This is a genomic window from Lentilactobacillus diolivorans DSM 14421 (genome assembly GCF_001434255.1).
Classification (GTDB): Bacteria; Bacillota; Bacilli; order Lactobacillales; family Lactobacillaceae; genus Lentilactobacillus; species Lentilactobacillus diolivorans.
Map to the genome: position 1 here is coordinate 42,788 of NZ_AZEY01000053.1, position 21,678 is coordinate 64,465.

17 protein-coding genes are annotated in these 21,678 nt (G+C 40.5%); 13 read left to right on the plus strand and 4 right to left on the minus strand.

Annotated elements, in window-relative coordinates; all coding sequences use genetic code 11:
* The first annotated feature begins 468 nt into the window (after positions 1 to 468).
* From yjeM to FC85_RS05560, 5 genes are all read left to right on the plus strand, one after another.
* Positions 469 to 1,953 carry a glutamate/gamma-aminobutyrate family transporter YjeM gene (gene yjeM, locus FC85_RS05540; RefSeq protein WP_057864558.1) on the plus strand — a complete coding sequence of 495 codons (1,485 nt, stop codon included), beginning with the start codon at positions 469 to 471 and terminating at the stop codon, positions 1,951 to 1,953.
* 141 nt (positions 1,954 to 2,094) lie between these two features.
* The gene (locus FC85_RS05545) at positions 2,095 to 2,763 is read left to right on the plus strand and encodes an endonuclease III domain-containing protein (RefSeq protein WP_057864559.1); all 669 of its coding nucleotides are present in this window, start codon (positions 2,095 to 2,097) and stop codon (positions 2,761 to 2,763) included.
* A gap of 91 nt (positions 2,764 to 2,854) precedes the next feature.
* A complete protein-coding gene (locus tag FC85_RS05550; RefSeq protein ID WP_057864560.1) occupies positions 2,855 to 3,589 on the plus strand; it encodes an SDR family oxidoreductase in 735 nt (244 codons plus the stop codon).
* 309 nt (positions 3,590 to 3,898) lie between these two features.
* Complete coding sequence (locus FC85_RS05555; RefSeq protein ID WP_057864561.1) at positions 3,899 to 4,759, plus strand: GRP family sugar transporter; 861 nt, start codon at positions 3,899 to 3,901, stop codon at positions 4,757 to 4,759.
* 28 nt (positions 4,760 to 4,787) lie between these two features.
* A complete protein-coding gene (locus FC85_RS05560; RefSeq protein WP_057864562.1) occupies positions 4,788 to 5,573 on the plus strand; it encodes a glucose-1-dehydrogenase in 786 nt (261 codons plus the stop codon).
* A 505-nt stretch (positions 5,574 to 6,078) separates the two neighbouring features.
* Here FC85_RS05560 and FC85_RS05565 read toward each other — a convergent pair.
* Complete coding sequence (locus tag FC85_RS05565) at positions 6,079 to 6,285, minus strand: cold-shock protein (RefSeq protein WP_057864563.1); 207 nt, start codon at positions 6,283 to 6,285, stop codon at positions 6,079 to 6,081.
* A 277-nt stretch (positions 6,286 to 6,562) separates the two neighbouring features.
* On the opposite strand from FC85_RS05565, the gene FC85_RS05570 reads away from it, so the two are divergent.
* The 6 genes from FC85_RS05570 (at position 6,563) to FC85_RS05595 (ending at position 15,171) form a co-directional block, all read left to right on the plus strand.
* A complete protein-coding gene (locus FC85_RS05570) occupies positions 6,563 to 7,756 on the plus strand; it encodes an NAD-dependent formate dehydrogenase (RefSeq protein ID WP_057864564.1) in 1,194 nt (397 codons plus the stop codon).
* A gap of 729 nt (positions 7,757 to 8,485) precedes the next feature.
* Positions 8,486 to 9,637 (plus strand): hypothetical protein, encoded by a 1,152-nt coding sequence (locus FC85_RS05575; RefSeq protein WP_057864565.1) that lies wholly within the window; start codon positions 8,486 to 8,488, stop codon positions 9,635 to 9,637.
* Positions 9,628 to 11,736, plus strand: a complete 2,109-nt coding sequence (locus FC85_RS05580; protein WP_057864566.1) for an AAA family ATPase — start codon at positions 9,628 to 9,630, stop codon at positions 11,734 to 11,736. The genes FC85_RS05575 and FC85_RS05580 overlap by 10 nt, the downstream gene beginning before the upstream one ends.
* Positions 11,726 to 13,498, plus strand: coding sequence for a nuclease domain-containing protein (locus FC85_RS05585; protein ID WP_057864567.1), 1,773 nt, complete (start codon positions 11,726 to 11,728; stop codon positions 13,496 to 13,498). Before FC85_RS05580 ends, FC85_RS05585 begins: the two co-directional genes overlap by 11 nt.
* A 172-nt stretch (positions 13,499 to 13,670) precedes the next feature.
* Positions 13,671 to 14,177, plus strand: a complete 507-nt coding sequence (locus FC85_RS05590) for a DUF1440 domain-containing protein (RefSeq protein ID WP_057864574.1) — start codon at positions 13,671 to 13,673, stop codon at positions 14,175 to 14,177.
* 403 nt (positions 14,178 to 14,580) lie between these two features.
* Positions 14,581 to 15,171 (plus strand): NADPH-dependent FMN reductase, encoded by a 591-nt coding sequence (locus tag FC85_RS05595; protein ID WP_057864568.1) that lies wholly within the window; start codon positions 14,581 to 14,583, stop codon positions 15,169 to 15,171.
* 148 nt (positions 15,172 to 15,319) lie between these two features.
* On the opposite strand, the gene FC85_RS05600 is transcribed toward FC85_RS05595, so the two are convergent.
* Positions 15,320 to 16,729 (minus strand): uracil-xanthine permease family protein, encoded by a 1,410-nt coding sequence (locus tag FC85_RS05600; protein WP_057864569.1) that lies wholly within the window; start codon positions 16,727 to 16,729, stop codon positions 15,320 to 15,322.
* Between the two features lie 876 nt (positions 16,730 to 17,605).
* On the opposite strand from FC85_RS05600, the gene FC85_RS05605 reads away from it, so the two are divergent.
* Positions 17,606 to 18,973, plus strand: coding sequence for an Nramp family divalent metal transporter (locus tag FC85_RS05605; protein WP_371862975.1), 1,368 nt, complete (start codon positions 17,606 to 17,608; stop codon positions 18,971 to 18,973).
* A 119-nt stretch (positions 18,974 to 19,092) separates the two neighbouring features.
* Here the strand turns inward: FC85_RS05605 and FC85_RS05610 are convergent, their stop codons facing one another.
* Positions 19,093 to 19,737, minus strand: a complete 645-nt coding sequence (locus tag FC85_RS05610) for a TetR/AcrR family transcriptional regulator (RefSeq protein WP_003679973.1) — start codon at positions 19,735 to 19,737, stop codon at positions 19,093 to 19,095.
* 247 nt (positions 19,738 to 19,984) lie between these two features.
* On the opposite strand from FC85_RS05610, the gene FC85_RS05615 reads away from it, so the two are divergent.
* Positions 19,985 to 21,361 carry an Nramp family divalent metal transporter gene (locus FC85_RS05615; protein WP_103152830.1) on the plus strand — a complete coding sequence of 459 codons (1,377 nt, stop codon included), beginning with the start codon at positions 19,985 to 19,987 and terminating at the stop codon, positions 21,359 to 21,361.
* 50 nt (positions 21,362 to 21,411) lie between these two features.
* On the opposite strand, the gene FC85_RS16120 is transcribed toward FC85_RS05615, so the two are convergent.
* Positions 21,412 to 21,678 (minus strand): hypothetical protein (locus FC85_RS16120; RefSeq protein WP_057864571.1); only part of this gene is annotated, 267 nt, incomplete at its 5' end.

Below are 21,678 nucleotides of genomic sequence, written 5' to 3' on the forward strand. Positions count from 1 at the left end.
AGCTTGTAGATTAGATTATTTATTATGCTGAAACGTGGGATCAGAAGCAGATCCCGGCCATATAAGTAACACAACCCCATATTCCAAATTCAGGAATATGGGGTTGCCATTTTGGTAGATTATTGTATGAGATTGAATAAGATGATTCACAGGCTGGTCTTTTTATTGTGCCAAAACGTGGTCTAACAAGCAGCTTCCGGCCATATAAGCCCTGCCAACCAATATCCAAAACAAGGATATTGGTTGGCAGGGCTTATATTCTGGAAGCTAAGCGCTTGTTAGCCCACTCTTTATTTTCTAACTCAACCCTCACCAATTAATAACGGCATTTTAAGCTAACAGCAGTATTATTATTCATCGTTGCCGTATTAAATGAAAAAATGATACATATTAGTTGCAATAAAATAAAAATGAGCTATTCTAAAGTTCCAAATTAGTTGACGCTTATATTAATGTGAGGAAAATATCATGAAGCAGAAAAAAATTACCTTAATCAGTCTTATCTTGATGATCTTTTCGACCATTTACGGATTTGCCAACACCACCGTCGCGTTTGATCAGATGGGCTATGCAAGTATTATTTGGTATATCATGGGAGCAGTTCTATTTCTACTGCCAAGTACGCTGATGTTTGCTGAATATGGTGCCACTTTTAAGGATGCCCATGGTGGCATTTATTCATGGTTGGCCGGTTCCATTGGTGAAAAATGGGCCTTCATTGGTACGTTTATTTGGTATTCCTCTTGGATTACTTGGATGATGTCGACTGCTTCAAAGGTTTGGATTCCTTTTTCAACCTTGATCTTTGGCCACGATCAAACGCAGAGTTGGGGGCTGTTGGGGCTCAACTCAAATCAAATGATCGGTGTCATGGCAATTCTTTGGATTTTGGTTGTGACCTGGTTTGCGGTTCGGGGAATTGATTCAATTTCAAAAGTATCTTCGATTGGCGGAATTTTTGTTTCATTGTTAACAGGAATATTTGCGATTGCCAGTATTGTTATTTTGTTTTTAAATGGCGGTCATTTGGCTGAACCCGCCAATGGTATTCAAAGCTTTGTACAATCTCCTAATCCCAGTTTTCAGTCGCCGATTGCCTTGATGTCATTTATTGTCTATGCCGTTTTCGCATATGCTGGGACAGAATCAATGGGTGCGGTGACGGATAACATGGATAAACCCGAGAAGACCTTTCCTAAGGGATTAATCATTTCAACGGTTGCCATTACGTTTGCTTACTCAATCTCCATTTTCCTTTGGGGAATTAGTACAAATTGGCATCAGGTTCTAGGCGGCAAGGCCGTTAACCTTGGGAATATTACCTACGTCTTGATGAACAATTTGGGGGTCGTTTTAGGCCACAGTTTGGGATTATCTGCAAATACGGCCACGATTCTTGGCACAAGTTTTGCCCGGTTTGCCGGATTAAGCATGTTTATGGCTTATATGGGATCGTTCTTTGTTTTAATTTACTCACCTTTGAAGTCATTTATTATGGGATCAAACCCAAAGTTTTGGCCAGCAAGGATGACGAAACTTAACGCAAAAGGGATGCCGGCATTTGCAATGTGGACCCAGGCTATCTTGGTTGTTGTATTGATCTTCTTCGTCACGTTTGGCGGTTCTGACGCGCAACAATTTTATGTTATTTTGACGAACATGGGAAATATTTCTACGTCGTTTCCCTACATTTTCTTAATTGCAGCATTTCCGTTCTTTAAGCGAAAGAAGGGGTTGGATCGTCCCTTTGAAATCTATACCAAACGATGGTTGACTGATACAATTGTGGGCGTTGTCTTGGTTGTCTTGATTGTCGGCATTGGATTTACGGCAATTCAACCAATCTTGGCTCACGACTATGTCACCGCGTTTTGGACAATTATTGGACCAATCTTCTTTGGGTTGGTCGCTTGGGCGTTCTTGGCTTACCAATCACGTAAACTTCGCGGGTAACCTGAAAAGAATTTTAACAAATAATTTTAATAACGAACCGTGAGAGACTGGGGAAAAGATTTTATCCAGTCTCTTTTTTGCAACTTCAATTGTTATAATATAAGTCGAATTAAACATTTTTATTTGAAAGGTGATCGAGTGATGATTGATCCAATTCCCCTGTATCGCACGATGTATCAACATATGGGGCCACAGCATTGGTGGCCGGCTGATACCAAAATTGAAATTGTCATTGGGGCGATTTTAGTCCAGAACACGAATTGGAATAACGCTGATTTAGCTTTAGAAAATCTGCGACGAACAACCAGCTTAGATGTTAAGCGAATCTTAGCGTTATCCGTTACAGAGGTTCAAGACTTGGTTCGCCCGAGCGGCTTTTACGTGAATAAAACCAAGAGCCTACTAAGCGTATTAAGTTGGTTTAACGAGCATCATTGCCATTTTGAACAAATGGTAATTGATTACGGTCGATCGCTAAGGCAACGATTGCTGAAGCTTCCAGGAATTGGTGAAGAAACGGCTGACTCATTATTGGTTTACGTATTTGATCAGCCGATATTTATTGCTGATAAGTACGCACGAAAATTATTTAGCTTTCTTGGTTATCAAAATGTCGAAAAATACGATACGCTGAAGAAACAAGTTAGGTTGCCCCAAAATTTTACGTACCAAGATGCCCAAGAATTTCATGGCTTGATTGACGAATTTGGTAAGCGCTATTTGAAAAACCGATCGCAATTTGACACTAGTTTTCTGGCGCCAAATAAACCGGCTCATTTAAATGAAAAAAATAAGACCCGAAAAAAATAATAACGGATCCCGTTAGTTTATTGACCCCATTGTGCTTGAAGATCGTTATAATTGAGCTAAGGCTTTTTGCTATAAGAAGGAGTGAGTTTCTTTGACGATTAAAGATAAAGTGATTGTAATTACTGGCGCATCCAGTGGAATTGGTAAGGCGACAACTGAATTATTAGCCAAATCCGGTGCACGATTGGTTATTGGTGCCCGTCGAGAAGACGATTTGAAAGAAATCGCAGATGAGTTTCCAAAGGGCCAAATTATTTACCAAAAGACCGATGTCACTGACCGGGCAAGTGTCAAAAGTTTGGTCGGCTATGCCGCAACCCATTATGGCCGAGTAGATGTTTTGTACAATAATGCCGGCTTAATGCCAATTTCAGAGCTCGCTGACTTAAAAGTCGATGAATGGGATCGCATGATTGATACCAACATTAAGGGTGTTTTGTACGGGATTGCTGCCGTGTTGCCCATTATGATCAGGCAGAAGCACGGTCACATTATTACGACCGATTCAGTGGCCGGTCACGTTGTTCATCCCGGAACAGCGGTTTATGCAGGTACCAAGTATGCGGTCCAAGCGATTATGGATGGCTTGCGTCAAGAGCAGGTTGCCAATAACATTAAAACCACGATGATCTCACCAGGTGCCGTTAATACTGAATTATTCAGTACGATTTCTGATGAGAAAACCAGAGCTCAGATTGAAAAGGACGAGAAAGAAAACGGCTTGGATGCTGAAGATGTTGCCAGGGCGGTTGCCTATGCCATTGATCAGCCTGACAAGGTCGCGATTAATGAAATTTTACTTCGCCCAAGAAGCCAGAAAATTTGAGGTAAGATAATTCAGCTCTTTTGGTTTGACCCTGTCTAATTAAAAGACAGAATAAATTTTTCCTTCGGCTTTACCTCATGGGACAACAAAGTTAGTCCGAGAGGATAGATAACAATTTTTTAGCTATTTTGCTAAAAAATTGTTTTTTTGTGTTGTGATACAATAAAGAATATACGAAAATAATGTACAGAATTGTTTAAAACATCGGAAAAGAAGTAAATTTTTTACAAGAATTCGTTTACATTTGATTTTTAGCATTATATTATAGAGTTCTTGACTGAACTAAAGAGAGATTGGAGTTGGAGAATTTTGAATGCGCTTTTAATGTTGTTACCAGCACTTGGTTGGGGGATTATGCCACCTGTCGTTGCTAAAATTGGTGGGAAACCAGCCAACCAAATTTTCGGGACGGCGGTTGGCACTTTAATTGCCAGCATTGGGGTCTTTATTGCAATTCGGCCACAAATTACTTGGCAAAGTTTTGTCTTAGCTGCCCTTGCCGGTGCTTTCTGGATTGTTGGCCAAACGGGGCAATACACCGGATATAAAAATGTTGGTGTTTCACAGACAATGCCTGTCTCAACCGGTCTGCAGCTTGTCGGGACTTCACTAATTGGGGTGTTTATCTTTGGTGAGTGGGCATCAAGTACGGAAAAAATTTTTGGCGCAATTGGTGTGTTGTTGCTCATTATTGGAATTTGGTTAACGTCGGTTAGTGATGAGGTGAATGCTCAAGTCGATAATAAAGTCCGTGTTCGCACAATGATCATGCTGATTTTAACGTCGGCTGGTTATTGGGTTTACAATTCAATTCCTAAAGGACTTAGTACCTCCGGGTTGGCGATTTTCCTTCCTGAATCCGTTGGCATGGTAATTGCCGTTTGCCTATATTTAATTTTTAGCCATCAATTAAAAACATTTAAGGAACCAATTAGTTGGATTAATATTATTGGCGGACTCATCTTCTCGTTTGCGGCGATTACATATATATTGTCCGTTGGCGCTAACGGGGTAAATTCAGCCTTCGTTGTCTCTCAGGTATCAGTTGTCCTTTCAACCCTTCTGGGGATTATTTGGTTGAGAGAGCACAAGAGTCGCCGAGAGTTAACCTATACAATGCTTGGATTAGTACTAATTGTTGCCGGAGCCGTTGTGACAACAATCTTTTAATGCTGTTTCATTCTAGGGGGAATTTAAGATGTATCAAGATTTAAAAAACAAAGTTGCCGTTGTAACCGGTGGATCAAAAGGAATTGGTAATGCCATTGTTAAGCGATTTGGGCAAGAACAGATGTCAGTTGTGATTAATTACAATGGTGATCAAGAGTCTGCCCAAAAAGCTGCTGTTGACGTTAAGGTCAGTGGTGGAAAGGCTGTTGTCGTTAAAGCCGATGTTGCTACCGAGGAAGGAAATGCCGCAATATTAAAAGCTGCCTTGGACAATTTTGGTGATTTGGATATTTGGGTAAATAATGCTGGAATGGAGATCAAGAAGCCAACTCATGAAGTTTCACTTGCAGATTGGAATAAAGTGATTTCTGTAAACCAAACGGGTGTCTTTCTTGGTTCCAAGATTGCGATTAATTATTTTAAGAGTCATCACAAGCCTGGGAATATTATTAATATGTCGTCCGTTCATGAAAAAATTCCATGGCCAACCTTTGCCAGTTACGCATCTGCAAAGGGTGGCGTTAAACTGTTTACGGAAACCATTGCGATGGAGTACGCCAAAGAAGGGATTCGGGTAAACGCGATTGGTCCTGGCGCAATTAATACGCCGATTAATGCCAAGAAATTTGCTGATAAGCAACAGTATGACCAGACAGTGTCAATGGTGCCGATGAACCGAATTGGAAAGCCGGAAGAGGTCGCTGCCGGAGCAGCTTGGTTAGCTTCCAGCGAATCAAGCTATGTCACAGGGACCACGTTATTTATCGATGGCGGGATGACTTTGTATCCGGCATTTATGGATGGTAAAGGATAGCCGGATACAATACCGTTGTTTAAAGAATGGTACTTTATTGCCAGCCCTTTTAAATCTGTTCTAACTCATAATTTGTATTTTTAAAAAACTTTTTCAAATTTAAAAAGTAGCCTTGAAAATAATTCTTATAGTGCTATAATTTATTGCAATTGGGGGATGTCTTTCAAACCGAAAGGGGGTCTTCCGGCGAAATCCTAATGTGAATGGGTTGCTGTTAGGAACAAATAGTGATTCAGCTAATTGGGTAGATTAGCAGGTTGAAATAGAATATGGTAAATACATTATGATTTATTGTGTGGTAAGTAAGACTGGAATAAAATCCTTCAAAAAAAGGTTCAAACAAACTCGGACATTTGTTTGAACCTTTTTTATTGATAAATATTGTTGTTTTAAAGTGTCCACTTCATTTAGAGCGGTTAGCATCGTCAAATTACCAGCTGATAAGCTAATTATTTGGACAAAATAAAAAGCCCTCAATCGAGGACTTTTATTATCAAATTAATGATTAGTTGTTAACTACAGAAACGTTAGCAGCTTGTGGGCCACGGTCGCTGTCTTCAACATCAAGAGTAACTTTTTGGCCTTCTTCAAGGGTCTTGTAACCGTCAGCGTTGATAGCTGAGAAATGAACGAAGACATCTGAGCCGTTCTCTAAAGTAATGAAGCCGTAACCTTTGTCACCATTAAACCATTTAACTGTACCTTGTTCCATAAGAATGAAACCTCCATGTGCGCATAGCGCGATAAATTTTGCATCAAAAGCCGGAAATAAAAGGAATCATTCTTAATAGAACGGTGAACCTTGTTTCGAACTCATAAATACATTATCTATACTATACCAACCCTCATCCTAAATAGCAATGATTTTTACTTTATTGTTGATATTTAGTTCAAAAATAAAAAAGTACTTATTTATTGTAAACGGTTTCTTGCGTGGTAAACTAATGGTACTTGGGGGCGGGTTTGTCGTATAGAAAGGAATGACCTTTATGGCAAAAGTATTAGCAGTCTTGTATCCAGATCCCGTTAATGGCTATCCACCAAAGTATGCTCGTGATTCAATTCCAAAGATCACCCATTACCCCGATGGATCAACCGTGCCAGATCCTGAAGGAATTGATTTTACCCCTGGCGAGCTATTAGGTAGTGTTTCCGGTGAACTGGGATTACGCAAATATCTTGAGTCCCATGGTCACCAGTTGGTTGTTACCTCAGATAAGGAAGGGCCGAATTCCGTATTCGAAAAAGAATTACCAACGGCTGACGTTGTCATTTCGCAACCATTTTGGCCAGCATATTTAACGGCTGATTTAATTGCAAAAGCTAAAAATTTGAAATTAGCAATCACAGCTGGAATCGGATCAGATCACGTTGATTTGAATGCAGCAAATGAACACAATATTACGGTTGCCGAAGTTACCTATAGCAATAGTATCAGTGTTGCTGAATCAGATGTGATGCAGGTTCTGGCACTTGTTAGAAATTTCATCCCGGCTCATGAAATTGTGACTGAGGGTGGTTGGAATATCGCAGATGCCGCATCACGGTCCTACGATCTTGAAGGCATGACGGTCGGAGTTGTTGCTGCTGGTCGAATTGGCCGTGCGGTCCTTGAACGATTGAAACCATTTGATGTTAAGTTAATTTACACGCAGCGCCATCAGTTGCCGGAAGATGTTGAAAAACAACTTGGTGCCACCTTTGTGCCAGATGTAAAGGATCTTGCCAAGGTTGTTGACGTGGCCGTTCTGTGTGCACCATTGCATGCGCAAACTTATCATATGTTTGATGATGATTTGATTGCAACCATGAAGCGAGGTGCCTATATCGTTAATGACAGTCGTGGAAAATTAGTGGATCGAGATGCAATTGTTCGGGCGTTAAAGTCAGGTCATTTAGCAGGGTATTCAGGTGATGTCTGGTATCCACAACCTGCACCTGCAGATCATCCGTGGCGAACAATGCCAAACCAGGCGATGATCCCACATATGTCAGGAACGTCATTGTCGGCTCAGGCAAGGTATGCGGCCGGTACGCGTGAAATTCTTGAAGACTTTTTTGAAAACAAGCCAATCCGACCGGCCTATTTGATTGCCAAGGGCGGCCAACTCGCTGGTGTCGGTGCAAAATCGTATACCGTAAAAAAGGGCGAGGAAACCCCGGGGAGTGGGGAAAAAGAGTAGAGTGCAAAACCAAGCGTTTAGCTTCCAGAATATAAGACACTTAGGCGGTCTCCCTGGTCTGGGGAGATCGCCTAAGTGTCTTATATGGCCGGAAGCTGCTTGGCTTTTGCACGTTTTAGCAAAAGTAAAATCAATAATTAGCAGTTAAGATGACACGCATCTAAGTGCCTTATATGGCCGGAAGCTGCGTCTACTTTGCACGTTTTAGCAAAAGTAAAATCAATAATTAGCAGTTAAGACGACACGCATCTAAGTGGCTTATATGGCCGGAAGCTGCTTGGCTTTTGCACGTTTTAGCAAAAATAAAATCGGTGATTAGCAGTTAAGATGACATGCACCTAAATGTCTTATATGGTTGGAAAGCTGCGTTATCGTAGCTAGAACACTTAGAAATAACGTTATTTTTTCATAAACGTGAATTACAGACGCAATCCCAGATTTCGCTTACATGAATCTGGGATTGCGTCTGTAATGATGATTAGAAGTCAGCCGAACTTTATTGCACCCATGGCAAGGTTGAAACTAAAACTGTTACCATTTCCCAATGCATATTAAGCAATTTAAGACACGCTTTTTGAATTTCGGATCAAAATTAAATGATTTGTTGAAATTATGGTAAAATTGTTTGGAAACAAGCCGTCGACAAATATCATGACATGTGTTTTGATATTTGTCGATTAAACTCGCTTGTTTTTACGTATTTAATAGTTATAGAAAGGAGGTGTTTTCTTGGAAGATCGAGAAGTCGCAGAATGGCTACTTTCTCGGATGCCGTCCGCTCGGTTAAAAACTGTTGCAAGCAAGCTTATAAAGCCTGATGGTAAATTAGGTGACCCAGCGGCCCGTCGCATGAATCCGCAGTACCGGAAACTGATTGTCGCGCAACTTTTTTCGCCGGAATTACTTTCTTCGACTCTTCAGATGGTCAAACAAAGTTTTTCGACGATGAGAAAAAAACAAGTTGCGGAGATTCAGTCCAAGTCAGTTAATGGCAGGACAAAAAAAGATGTTTATCGACTAGTTGGTTTCTATTTTGGAACTAGTGATTTACAGCAAGCAGCTTCACTTATTAAGCCGGATAAACAACAGCATAAAGAGGTTCGAACTGCTTCGAAGAAATTTGTGATAAAAGATGTGGTACCTAAATCAACATCGACTGTTAAAAAGGATCGGGTAACTTCTGATTCGCAATTGCTTCAAGAAAATCAACGTTTATTAACGCAAAGTCGACAAGATGCTGAACGGATCACTCGGTTATCACAATCTGCTCAAAAGGCTGAATCGCAACTCGGCCAATTGCGAAAAGAATACAAGAAACTGGTTGATGAAAATCAGAATCTGCAGGCTGAATTAACGAGTCAAAAAGCTAAGTTAAAAAACGTGCTTGACGAAAAAAGTAAATATATTAAGAAGATTCAGGGTAAATATGAGAATCTTGGGAATACAAATCGGAATTACTCCAAGACAATCAGCAAACAGAATCGAAATCTTCAACAATTGAGTAGTCAACTTTCTAAATTAACAAATTCAGCCGATGACCCCAAAAAGCAGGACAAGTCAGCTACAGCACATAATATGCGAACATTATTGATTGGCCTGCCGATTCATACTGATATCATCCGCTTAAAAAAGGCATATAAAAATATTGAAATTATTGCTCCAGAGAATTTTTTTAATTCGAATAAGCATTCCATTTCTGTGTATAAACACGTTCAAGATATTGATAAATTAATTACCCAGCCAATATCTTCGTATGATCAGGTTTTCATTTATACGTTGCAAGTTCCGGGTGGGGATATCTACGCAATCAGAAATTTAGTCGGGACTAATAAAGTAACCGAAATAAAGAATGAAGGAGCATTTAAGAAACAATGGATGTAAATCAAACACAAACTAAGCCGGGAAAGCGGTATATCGGTATCTGGGATAACCATGACCAGTCTGGCGATCCTTCTGAGACCGGTGGCATTATTATTGACACTTATGGTGGTTTAATGTTTATTCTTCGGGTATTAAACGATTCAGGCAAATTTGATGATAAACGAATTAACGTTTATCCTCAGGAAGTTAAAAACCTGGGTTACCGGGATGATCGGCGGCGAAGTTCCGAAAATCGCAAACGTAAATTAGCAGAGTTTTTAAGTAAACTGATTTTTATCTTCGATGTTGAAGCTGGCAAATCACTGAAGAATGGCCAAGATAATTTTTTTGCACAAAATATCCAACGACTACCACGAAATAATGATTTTGAAATCGATGACCAATTTGTTACGATCCCGGTTTTCCACGAGACAGATAATCTCGACCAACAGAAATTCGAAGATGCGTTGGTTGATGGTGGTAGCGTTGCCTTTCCGGTTCCGAGCCTAATCAGTGCGACATCAGAGGGATTTGGGGCGTTTGCCGTCTTTCAGTCAAAGCAACAGCATGGTCAAGGTGAATTCGGTACCTTGTATGATGGGGTTTCTGTGAAGGATGCTGATGATGATCACATTATTTTTCAGGAATCAGCCAACCAGCGTCAAATCCATGTACGCAATATTGATTCTGCTAAGTGGAGTGAGGGGCAATATAGCGGTGATGAAGCCCAAAGCTTGATGTTTGTACCTGAACGTTATCTGAAATCCAAGCTGCTTAATGAATATGCAAAACAAACCGGAAACTTGGGTGGTGTGGCCAAAAAGACTGCGCCCAAGCCGATTGTGAAGGAAGTCAAAAAAGCAGCTACCAAATCACAAAAAGTGGTTAACAAAGCACCAAAAGCAGTTGCCAAACATGAACAAGCTGCCAAGGAAAATGTGGCTGTTGCTAAAAAGATGACTACTCGGCAAGCCACTCGTAACGTCGTTTCGGAAGCACCAAAGCAAAACCAGGAATTAGACTTGATTCGACGATTCCGAGAAACAGTTAATTCTAAGGAATATGGTTTGACCCTTTATGACAATGACTTAATTAATTTTCATAATTCCGTTAAGACCAATTTATTGACGATTTTGACCGGTTTAAGCGGGACCGGGAAGTCTAAGATTGTCACTGCATATGCTGAAGCGTTGGGGATTCTTCGTCGACACAACGGCCAATCCAATCAATTTAACATGATTTCAATTCGGCCATCCTGGAACGATGATGCGGATCTGTTAGGTTATGCTGATACATTGAATAATAATTATCGGCCAGCGGATTCCGGTCTTCTTGAAACACTTATCGATGCTAACCATAATCCTGATAAATTGTATCTTGTGGTGTTTGATGAAATGAACCTGGCAAGAGTTGAGCATTACTTCTCACAATTTCTATCTGTTTTGGAGCGTCGACCAGAAGATCGTTTAATTACGCTTTACAGTAAAAATATTGAGCCACGCTTGTATAATTCGGATAAGTATCCAAGTCATATTTTGGTTCCCGAAAACGTTCGATTTGTGGGGACAATGAATGTCGACGAATCGACATTCCAAATGTCTGACAAGTTAATTGATCGTTCAAACACAATCAGTTTGCGGATGGTGCCATTTAAAGATCGAAAAGCAATGGCGCAGCGACCAAGTTTGAAAAAAGAGGATTTTCCGGAGATCTCGGATCATGCATACAAGGATATGGCTGACAGCTCACGCAGCCTGACGAGTACCGAACTCGATTTCTTCTGGCGTTTGAATACGTCGATTAACGATAGTTTGCCGGATGTTGGTATTAGTTGGCGAACACTTGACAGCATTGAAGATTTTCTTGCCAATGCACCGACAACAGCCGATTATACAGCTGAAGTCGCATTTGATTACCAAGTGGCTCAACGAATCCTACCAAAGATTCGGGGGACTCGTGAAATGCTGGAAGAACTCATCCACTTTGACCGCCAGGGTGAGTTAGCCGGAGAACTGGTGGATATCTTAAATCAATCAAGTAAGCTGTCTGCCTTTCCGCTTTCACGGAATGTTTTGAAGCGAAAAGCAAAAGAATTACAGGTGAATGGATTTGCACGATAAGGTATTTATTAAGTATTTAGGCGGTCGTGGCTACCCCAATGAGGAGCAGCAATTCATTTTTAGTGATGACGAAAATAGTGCCAAACCACTGGAAATTCAGGAGAATGGTCGATATGCGATCCGCTTTCTTGGATCTCGCGGCGATAAGCTATATTTGGATGGACTTGATCTGCTTTCTAATTCACGGATTAAGGAAGATGAGGATGGCCGGTTCATTTTCCCCAATGGTCATAATCATCGTGGCCTGGATCTTTATGAAGAACAAGAATATGGACCAGACCGACATTATTTGCCGGGAAGCTGGCGGCTAAAGTTGGTTTTAGCTTCTGGTGAAGTTAAATATTCATGGTTGGAAGTTCGGCCTAAGTTTTTAACCGGAAAATTACTCGATAAGATGCGCTATGAAGTTGAAAGTAAAATTGTTGGCCTGGCCCGGGCATTTGATGAAAATATGAACGGTCCGGTTACCAATCATAGTGACGTTTTAAAACCGGAAGATGTGCTTACCCTAAAGTTTTTGCATCGGCAGCAAGCCGGCTTTTTAAGGTCAATTTACGAGGTTGGTGCTAATCCACGAACGGTTCTACAAGATCAATATCAATGGACAAATCAGATGGCGGTCGCGTTGGATGGTCGTGGTGTTCAGCAAATGGCCGCTCATCCGGAACGTGGTAATCAGATATACGGTAAGGTAAGACGGGTCAGCTACTTGTCGCGAGATAACATTATTCTAAAATCTCAGCTCACTTATCTATATCGGAAGGTTCATCAGCTGATCAGGCAAATTGAAGAAATCATGTCACGGCCACGAGCTGCAGATTACGTTCGACAACGGCAGGATGACTTCCAAGCAGATTTGGATGTTTTGAATACGTATCAAAACAATTTACTGCGGACATTGAGTCAGCCGTGGATGCAGGCGATTCCCGACCGGCATCTTGAGGTGGCTTTAAGTGGGTCGTTGATGAATCCAAATTATTTGTTTTTTAGAGAAGCAGCGGCTCACTTAGAGCGGGTTGCCAAGGAACAAACAGCTTTTCATCAACAATATCATTCTTATTGGTTACGAACAGAGAAACTCTATGAATTCTGGGGCTTTATTAAAATATTAGAGTCATTGGAGCGTTTAGGCTTTCGACCAATTAGTGGTTGGATATTCGATAGTGATCGTGAACAGTACGATATGCTTGAACCCGGTACAGCGGTTAAGCTAACTCGAGTTAATGGCAGTCAACCTGTTTTTAACCTAAGGGTTGTTTACGATGAACCAATTCCGCAGCGGCCAAGTGATACCGATCGCGATCATCCGATTTGGATTAGCTCACCACATAATCGACCGGATTTTCGGATTGATATATTTGACCAGCAGGACACATTACTTTCAACCATTGTGTTGGATACTAAATATCGGAGTGCGTCAGTATTCATGAAGTCTCGGCGGGCAAGTGGTGCTTGGGAACAGTTGACAGGATATCTGGATTCGATTAAAAGTGATTATACGTATGGATCGGACAAATATGATTACTTTATTGATCCTCGTCATCAAAAATCAATCGTTCAAGGTGTTGGTGTTATTTATCCTGGCGAATTGGACGATTCAGCCGCAACGACTGAGAAGATTGCCAACGCAGTTGATTCTGCAAAATCAGAATCGTTAACGCCGATTGAAATGACGCCTGATACAGGAGATGCTGCATTAGATACTTTTCTAAAAAAGTGTTTTGCTGATTTGGAAGTTCAAATTCACCACTTCTTAGCTTAATGGCGGAGTAGTGAGTAATCTGCCGATTGTTATTGATTGCGATGAATTGAGCTGGCAGACCAGAAGCGTGAGCTGAAAAATAAATGATCATTGCTTGTAACAAATTATTCGCTGCTTTAGAATGAATTAAGAGTAAGTAGCGAATTTGGTCGTAGGAAAGGGCTGATTGTCATTGAGTAAATCCGTAAATTTAAAAGCGGCATTGATAGCTGGTGGCGTTGCAGGTGTCATTTCAGGACTTGTTAAGTTAGGCTGGGAAAATGTGTTACCACCTAGAACTCCTGACCGTGATAAAACAAATCCACCGCAGAAACTGTTAGAAAAATTTGGTGTTCCTTCGTCCCTTACACACGCGACTTATACGTATTCTGAGCAAAAGTTGCCTTGGGTAAGCTACGTGATCCATTTTGGCTTTTCAACATCATTTGCAGTATTGTATAGTGTCGCTGGTCGTTACGTGCCGTTTATTCGCGCTGGGCAAGGGACCCTATTTGGCCTTGGTGTTTACGGACTATTTCACCATACAGTGATGCCGGCAATGGGTGTTGTGCCCAGTCCAAAGGAGCAACCCGCTGAAGAGCATATATCCGAGGCGCTGGGGCATATCATTTGGATGTGGACTAATCACATTATTAGTGATGAAGTCTATGACCAAATTATGAAAAAAGTGAATAGTTAAATATCAAGTTTAGTTGAACTAAGACGGGATAGTTGATTCTGGAAGTTAGGTAAGTCGTTCGACTATTCTGAGATTGAACCGTTGAAAGCACCTAATGATTAATCCAGATGCTCGTTATTATTTGTTGACATGTATTTTAACCAGATCCGGTTAAGAAACTGATTTTATTTAGTTTCTTGGCTGGATCTTTTTTGCGTCAAAGATTATCACTTCAAAACGGGTGTTAGGCTAGGGTGGATCTTATGGTGAGAGGTGCGGATGGGATAAAAGACAATCGGCATTTAATCTCATTTTTGTCGAAATCGATCAAAAAATGAAATTAATAGGTATTTTTTGCTTTATTTGATGTACAATTGTATATGAAGATATATAACGATATTATATAGCAAGGAGATATTTACTTATGGTAACGATTGGAATTGTTTTAGGCTCTGTTCGGACAGGCTCACTTGGTGATTCGATTTTTAACTATTTACAGAAAACATATCAAAACTCTGATAGTATCAAATACAACTGGATTCGGATCGCGGATTACCCGCTTGACCCGTATCAACATGATGAGACGCCACTCTCATATCGCATTAAGAATTTAAAACCCAACGAAGATAAATGGCTTAAGGCCTTGGCAGCCTGCGATGGCTATATCATTATGACGCCAGAGTATGACCATGCCATCCCAGGTGTTTTGAAGAATGCGTTGGATTACGTTGGCCCGGAAGTTGATCGCAAACCGGTCCAGATTGTCACTTATTCTTACTATAGTGACGGAGGGATGTTGGCAGCTGAATCCTTTGTGGAAATATTGCAAATGTTAAAGATGATGGTTTTGCCAACGCCGGTTTTATTGTGGAACGCAACTGATAATTTTAAAGCTGACGGCACGTTGATTACTGATGCAACTAATAGTGATCATTTTAAGCAGCGCTTGGATGAGGCATTTAATGAAATTAGCTTTTATACCAAATTGCTTAAAGATCATCCTTTTCCGGGATAAAATTGAGGCATAATCTAAAAGAATTCTTTTTAAGTGACATCATTTAGCTGGGTAAACGGTGTTCTATCAACATAAAAACAACACTGAGACAAATTTACGTTTGCATCAGTGTTGTTTTTATATAGATAGATATAACTCATTAAGACTATTAAGATTTTGATTCAGCCAGCTTCTGGGCTTCAATGTGGCTGGTCGTGTTTTTGGGATTCTCATTAGATTGATTATCTTCGCTAACCTCAGCCTTATGATCGCCCATTGTCAGGTTTAGAACCACGGCACTAATAGCAGCGATTGTAATTGGTGATCCCAATAGATATTGAACCATTTGCGGGGTGCTCTTTAGAACGGCACTTGGTAATAAGATAACAGCCATTGTTAAAACAATTGGAATTCCAAGAATATAAATTGAACTTTCGTTGGTGTCAAGATCACGAATTACATTTAGACCGTTCAGCATAATGATGACACAGATGATGGAGAAGATCCCACCAATGACCGGTGCCGGAACGGCTGAAAGAAAAGCGGATAATTTGCCAAAGAAGCCGAGAACCATGAACCAGATACCAGCAGAAACGAAGACTCGCCGACTGGCAACACCAGTAATGGAAACGACACCGGCGTTGGTTGAATAACCCGTCATTGGTGTTGTTCCCAGTAATGCAGCAAACAAGCAGCTTAATCCCTCACCGATGATGCCCCGATTCCATTGCTTTTTTAAAATCTTTTCGCCGACAACGGCACTCATGGCGAACCAGGTTCCAGTGGTTTCGGTAGTTAAGACCATGTAAATCACAACAAATGTCAAAATTGCCGGGAGTGAGAAATGGAGACCATAGTGAACGGCGGTAAATTTCGGTAAACTCAGCCACGGTGCGTTATTAACGACGGACCAGTCAAATCGGCCCATTGCAGACGCAACAACCGTTCCGATGATTAAGGCAATCACAATTGAACTTACTCTGAATAACCGTTGAAGTTGTGGAATTCGAATACCAATGGTAATGGCGGCTAACATCGCAAACCCGGTAATTGCCGCAATTTCAATGTTTTGGTCAACATTGCCGGTGGCTTTAAAAATATTATCATTCAATGCAGATGGTAATAGTGATAGGCCAACACAAGTAATAATCGTGCCACCGACCAAAGCGGGCACCAATGTATTAATGACTTTTTGATAAATACCGGAAAGTCCTAACAAGATTAATAATATCGCACCGATTACCAGTGATCCCAGCACCGTTGCCAACCCACCGTGAGCAGCACCGTTTGCAAAATAAACCCCGGCTACTGCGCCAATTGGAACGAATGAGGGACCTTGGGAGACTGGTAATTTCATAAAGAATTTAGTTTGTAGGATAGTGCCGATCCCACAGGCCAGAAAAGCTGCCTGTAGAAAACCGGTTTTTTGCCCTAATGTCATTGATAATAAACCAGCAATAATCAATGGTGGTACGTAGACATCCATTGCCAGAACGTGTTGGAGTCCAAGTAATCCTGACTGAAAGTAAGAAACTTTGTCCTCTGGTCCGTAAAGTAATCCATTGTCATTGCGCTTCATTATAAAAACTCTTCCTCTCTGCGAATTAATGAATCGAAATCAGAACACCATTGGTTATTTTTAACAAATACGAACATTAGTTGAAAATATTCAATGATAATTCGTTAACCGAATAACAACCATTATAACTAGCTAATTCGGAATATTCAATATATATTTCGAATCAATTTTAATTAATGTTCGTGTTTTCGTGCTAATTATCTATTTTGAAAGAATAATTGTTGATAAAATGACTAATTAAATAAAGAGAATGGTTAAAATTTAGAAGTGAGTGTCTGATCATATTTTTCAGTTATTCGTAAATGTAATGGCAGCTGGAATTTTAGTTAACTTTTTATATGTCAATGAAGTGAAAAATGGCTAGTAATCCAAGTACTAAAGGATCGGGCTTTCGCATTGGCGAATGGCATAACTACTTTTTAAGAATGGCTATCTCATTTGTTAACACGCTTTCCGGCTATTCTTGATTACTCCATTGCCTTTTTGGCGATGGATCGATTATTTTTTAGAAAAGTTGCGCATAGCCGGCCAAATTGTCAAAACGATTAGCCCTAATCTAGGGAGAATTAAAATAGAAATTGATCCTTTTTACATCAGATTTACAGTTTCTTTACATCACTTTGCTTGTACTGCGTAAATAACGGCATAAAATGATAAGGGAGGCAAAATTAATTAAACCTTGTCTTCAGTTATTGCGTGACATCGTTAGCTGCAGGTTTTAAATTATCTTTCCATTGTGTTTGTTCATTATTTTTATGCTTGACTAAAAAGTTAAGCAGTATATAATTCCGAGTGGCAATGAATTGAGTCACGCTCAATAACTTGACCTGAATTTCAATCCAATGGAAAGAGGGCTTCAGAATGCGAGAGAGCGACATGGAACCTAAGAAAAAGAAGTTGTTTCAGTTCGAGAATGAAAGTTCTGAAAATAAGAGTCTTGATGAAGTAAACGGGAGCATTACCGTTCCTGAGAACGCCGGCTTTTGGCGGACGTTATTTACATATACCGGACCGGGCATTTTAATTGCCGTTGGGTATATGGATCCTGGTAATTGGATTACGTCAATTGCCGGTGGCGCCCAGTTTAAATATAAGCTGTTATCGGTGATCTTAATTTCCAGTCTGATTGCCATGCTGCTTCAGGCAATGGCTGCTCGATTAGGAATTGTTTCCGGAAAAGATCTTGCCCAGCTGACTAGGGAGCATACGTCTAGGGGCGTTGGCTTTTTCCTTTGGGTCGTGACCGAATTGGCGATTATGGCAACTGATATGGCTGAAATTATTGGTTCAGGAATTGCCATTGAATTGCTATTTAAGATTCCACTGATTATCGGGATCCTGATCACCAGTGCTGATGTGTTGATTTTGCTATTATTAATGCGATTGGGCTTCCGAAAAATTGAGGCGATTGTGGCCACGTTGGTAGCTGTTATTTTGTTGGTTTTCTCTTATGAAGTTTTCTTGTCAGGACCACAAGTCAATCAACTATTAATGGGCTATTTCCCTTCAAGTGACATTTTGACAAATAAGTCGATGCTTTACTTGTCACTCGGAATTGTCGGGGCAACGGTAATGCCTCATGATTTGTATTTAGGATCATCTATTTCCCAGACTAGAAAAGTTGATCGAAAGGATCGCCAGTCACTTAAGACAGCGATTAGATTTACAACGATCGATTCAAATCTGCAACTTACGCTGGCCTTTATCGTAAACAGCTTGTTGTTAGTCTTGGGAGCTGCCTTGTTCTTTGGAACTAACAGTACGGTTGGTCGATTTGTTGATCTATTTAATGCATTGGGCGATCCTAAAATCGTGGGTGCGATTGCCAGCCCGATTTTGAGTATGTTGTTTGCAGTTGCTTTACTATCATCTGGTCAAAGTTCAACGATTACTGGGACGTTGTCTGGTCAGATCATTATGGAAGGATTTATTCATTTAAAAATGCCACTTTGGGCTCAGCGGTTGTTAACCCGGTTAATTTCTGTGACGCCTGTGGTGATCTTTGCGATTTACTTTCATGGCAATGAAGCCAAGATTGAACAATTATTAACCCTGTCTCAAGTATTTTTGAGTGTGGCATTACCATTTGCCGTTGTTCCATTAGTGATTTTTACCAGTAGCAGGAAAATTATGGGTGAATTTGCTAATCGGGCATGGGTGAAATACGCAGCTTGGTTTGCAACGATTGTTCTAATTGGGTTAAATATTTATCTAATCGTTCAAACAATTAGTGATTTTTTGTAAAATTAAGCTTAAAAGATTGGTCATGAGTGAGTATAACCTGTGAATAAAATAGATGAAGTTAAGACAATTCAGTTGAATTATCCTAACTTCATCTATTTTTTACCGCAAATATTGATAACTTACAATCGGGGATTTAATGCCTTAACCAGTGCGGCCACCGCGTGATTGACCGCCTTGTCGGTTGGTTGAATATGGAAGAAAATGAAGCTGATCACCATGCCACCAATCAGTGACCACATGATCTGCATGATTTCCCAGTTATCCCAATTGACCATTTTATGCGTAGCTTTAAGCAGGTTGAGATTATCGTTAATTGTGTGCCAATAGGCATCTGGAAATTTACTCAAATACTGTTGACGAACCTGATCATCGTAAACCATTTCGGAAATGAAGATTTTTAAAACATCTTGATTATCCTCTAGAAAATCCATTCGATCTTTGACGAGTGAATCGACAAATTCATGGAGACTGAGGTCTTTTGGAATGGGTTCACTATCAGTAAAACTTGATAATGTTTCAGGGAAAATCGATTTCGCAACGGGTTCGATAATCGCGTTCAGCAAGCCGCGTTTGTTGGTAAATTTGCTGAAAATATTGCCTTCCGCAACATCTGCTTTGGCTGCGATCTCTTTGGTACTGGCGTTGAGATAGCCTTTTTCGGCAAAAACTTCAATTGCCGCGGTGTAGATCTTAATTTGCTTGTCAGTCATATCATCAAAGACGTGTGCATCTGTTAGTAGTTGTAATTCAGTATGATTCAGCATGGTTAACCCCTCAATATGTTTCAATTTTGGAATTGAACGAGCAAACCTATCATAAACTTGGATTATTTTAAGTTTGATCATTCATCTGGTTTAAGTATACACTCAATCTTTCTCATTTGTTAACTAATGATTAAAATAGATTTTGGTTGACCTAAACTTATTGATGTGTATAATAGGTTGTGGGAATTGATTGAGTGCTCACTCAAGCAACTGACCTGAATTCAACTCAATGAAAGAGGGTATTGATATGCGTGAGAGCGTAGCAGAAGAACCTAAGCATAAATTTTTTCAAAGTACAGAAGGTGAAAACAAGAGTCTGGATGAAGTTAACGGCAGCGTTAAAGTTCCGAAGAATGCCGGCTTCTGGCGAACATTATTTGCCTACACCGGTCCGGGAATTCTAATTGCAGTGGGGTACATGGATCCTGGTAATTGGATTACGTCAATTGCTGGTGGTGCCCAGTTCAAGTACAGCTTATTGTCGGTTATCTTAATCTCCAGCCTAATTGCAATGCTGTTGCAATCAATGGCTGCTCGGCTGGGAATTGTCACCGGTAAGGATTTAGCTCAGCTGACCCGGGAAAGAACCAGTAAGACAATGGGAATCATTCTTTGGTTAATTACCGAATCAGCAATTATGGCCACGGACGTTGCGGAAATTATTGGTTCCGGAATTGCTATCAAATTACTATTTAACATTCCGTTAGTCGTTGGCATTTTGATCACCACTGCTGATGTTTTGATCCTGTTGCTTCTGATGAAATTGGGATTCAGGAAGATTGAAGCAATTGTTGCGACACTGGTTGCCGTTATTCTGTTGGTCTTCACCTACGAAGTATTCTTAGCGGGACCGCAACTTGACCAAATGTTTGCCGGTTACATGCCGACCAAAGACATTGTCACTAATAAATCAATGTTGTATTTGGCACTTGGTATCGTTGGTGCAACGGTGATGCCCCATGATTTATATCTGGGTTCGTCTATCTCACAAACCCGGGCAGTCGATCGACATGATCGCCAGGATGTGGCTAAAGCCATTAAATTCACGACGATTGATTCCAATTTGCAACTGACAATTGCATTCATTGTCAACTCTTTGCTGTTAATTTTAGGGGCTGCGTTGTTCTTCGGAACCAATAGCACGGTCGGGCGATTCGTTGATTTGTTTAATTCATTGAACAACTCGCACATTGTGGGGGCAATTGCCAGTCCAATGTTGAGCATGCTGTTCGCGGTGGCCCTACTTTCCTCAGGTCAAAGTTCCACGATTACCGGGACGCTGTCAGGGCAGATCATTATGGAAGGATTCATTCATCTTCGAATGCCATTATGGGCGCAACGGTTACTTACTCGATTATTGTCAGTAACGCCAGTGTTGATTTTTGCCATTTATTATCATGGTAACGAAGCTAAGATTGAAAATCTGCTGACTCTGTCACAAGTTTTCCTGAGTGTCGCTTTACCATTTGCGATTGTGCCATTGGTTAAATTCACCAGTAGCAAGGAATTAATGGGTGAGTTTGTGAATAAAGCCTGGGTTAAGTACAGTGCTTGGGTAGCAACAGTTGTACTGGTGAGTTTAAACATTTATCTCATCTTACAAACTGTTGGCGTGATTGGTTAAAAGAAAGTTGACTAACATCAGCGATAAATCAATTGGATTGATAGCTAATGTTAGTCACCTTTCACACGAAAAGACGGGACTGGGACAATAGTAATTTTGTCCCAGTCCCTTTTTGTGTAATCACGATTATTACCGAGTCGAAACGTGAGATAAAAGGCAACTTCCTGCCGTACAACCGAATTATCCAAATATTCAAGCCCGAAATATTCGGATAATCCAGTTGTACTCTGGAAGTTAACCGCCTTTTGTCTCACTCTGGTCTTCCTACGATTAGTCAAGAGTTTAATTGAAGAATTAAATAGCCCACAATTAGTCAT

Excerpts from the sequence above, each read along its gene's own strand:
- yjeM (WP_057864558.1), top strand. The coding sequence starts at position 469 with ATGAAGCAGAAAAAAATTACCTTAATCAGTCTTATCTTGATGATCTTT.
- FC85_RS05545 (WP_057864559.1), top strand. The coding sequence starts at position 2,095 with ATGATTGATCCAATTCCCCTGTATCGCACGATGTATCAACATATGGGG.
- FC85_RS05560 (WP_057864562.1), top strand. The coding sequence starts at position 4,788 with ATGTATCAAGATTTAAAAAACAAAGTTGCCGTTGTAACCGGTGGATCA.
- FC85_RS05565 (WP_057864563.1), bottom strand. The coding sequence starts at position 6,285 with ATGGAACAAGGTACAGTTAAATGGTTTAATGGTGACAAAGGTTACGGC.
- FC85_RS05570 (WP_057864564.1), top strand. The coding sequence starts at position 6,563 with ATGGCAAAAGTATTAGCAGTCTTGTATCCAGATCCCGTTAATGGCTAT.
- FC85_RS05580 (WP_057864566.1), top strand. The coding sequence starts at position 9,628 with ATGGATGTAAATCAAACACAAACTAAGCCGGGAAAGCGGTATATCGGT.
- FC85_RS05595 (WP_057864568.1), top strand. The coding sequence starts at position 14,581 with ATGGTAACGATTGGAATTGTTTTAGGCTCTGTTCGGACAGGCTCACTT.
- FC85_RS05600 (WP_057864569.1), bottom strand. The coding sequence starts at position 16,729 with ATGAAGCGCAATGACAATGGATTACTTTACGGACCAGAGGACAAAGTT.
- FC85_RS05605 (WP_371862975.1), top strand. The coding sequence starts at position 17,606 with ATGGAACCTAAGAAAAAGAAGTTGTTTCAGTTCGAGAATGAAAGTTCT.
- FC85_RS05610 (WP_003679973.1), bottom strand. The coding sequence starts at position 19,737 with ATGCTGAATCATACTGAATTACAACTACTAACAGATGCACACGTCTTT.
- FC85_RS05615 (WP_103152830.1), top strand. The coding sequence starts at position 19,985 with ATGCGTGAGAGCGTAGCAGAAGAACCTAAGCATAAATTTTTTCAAAGT.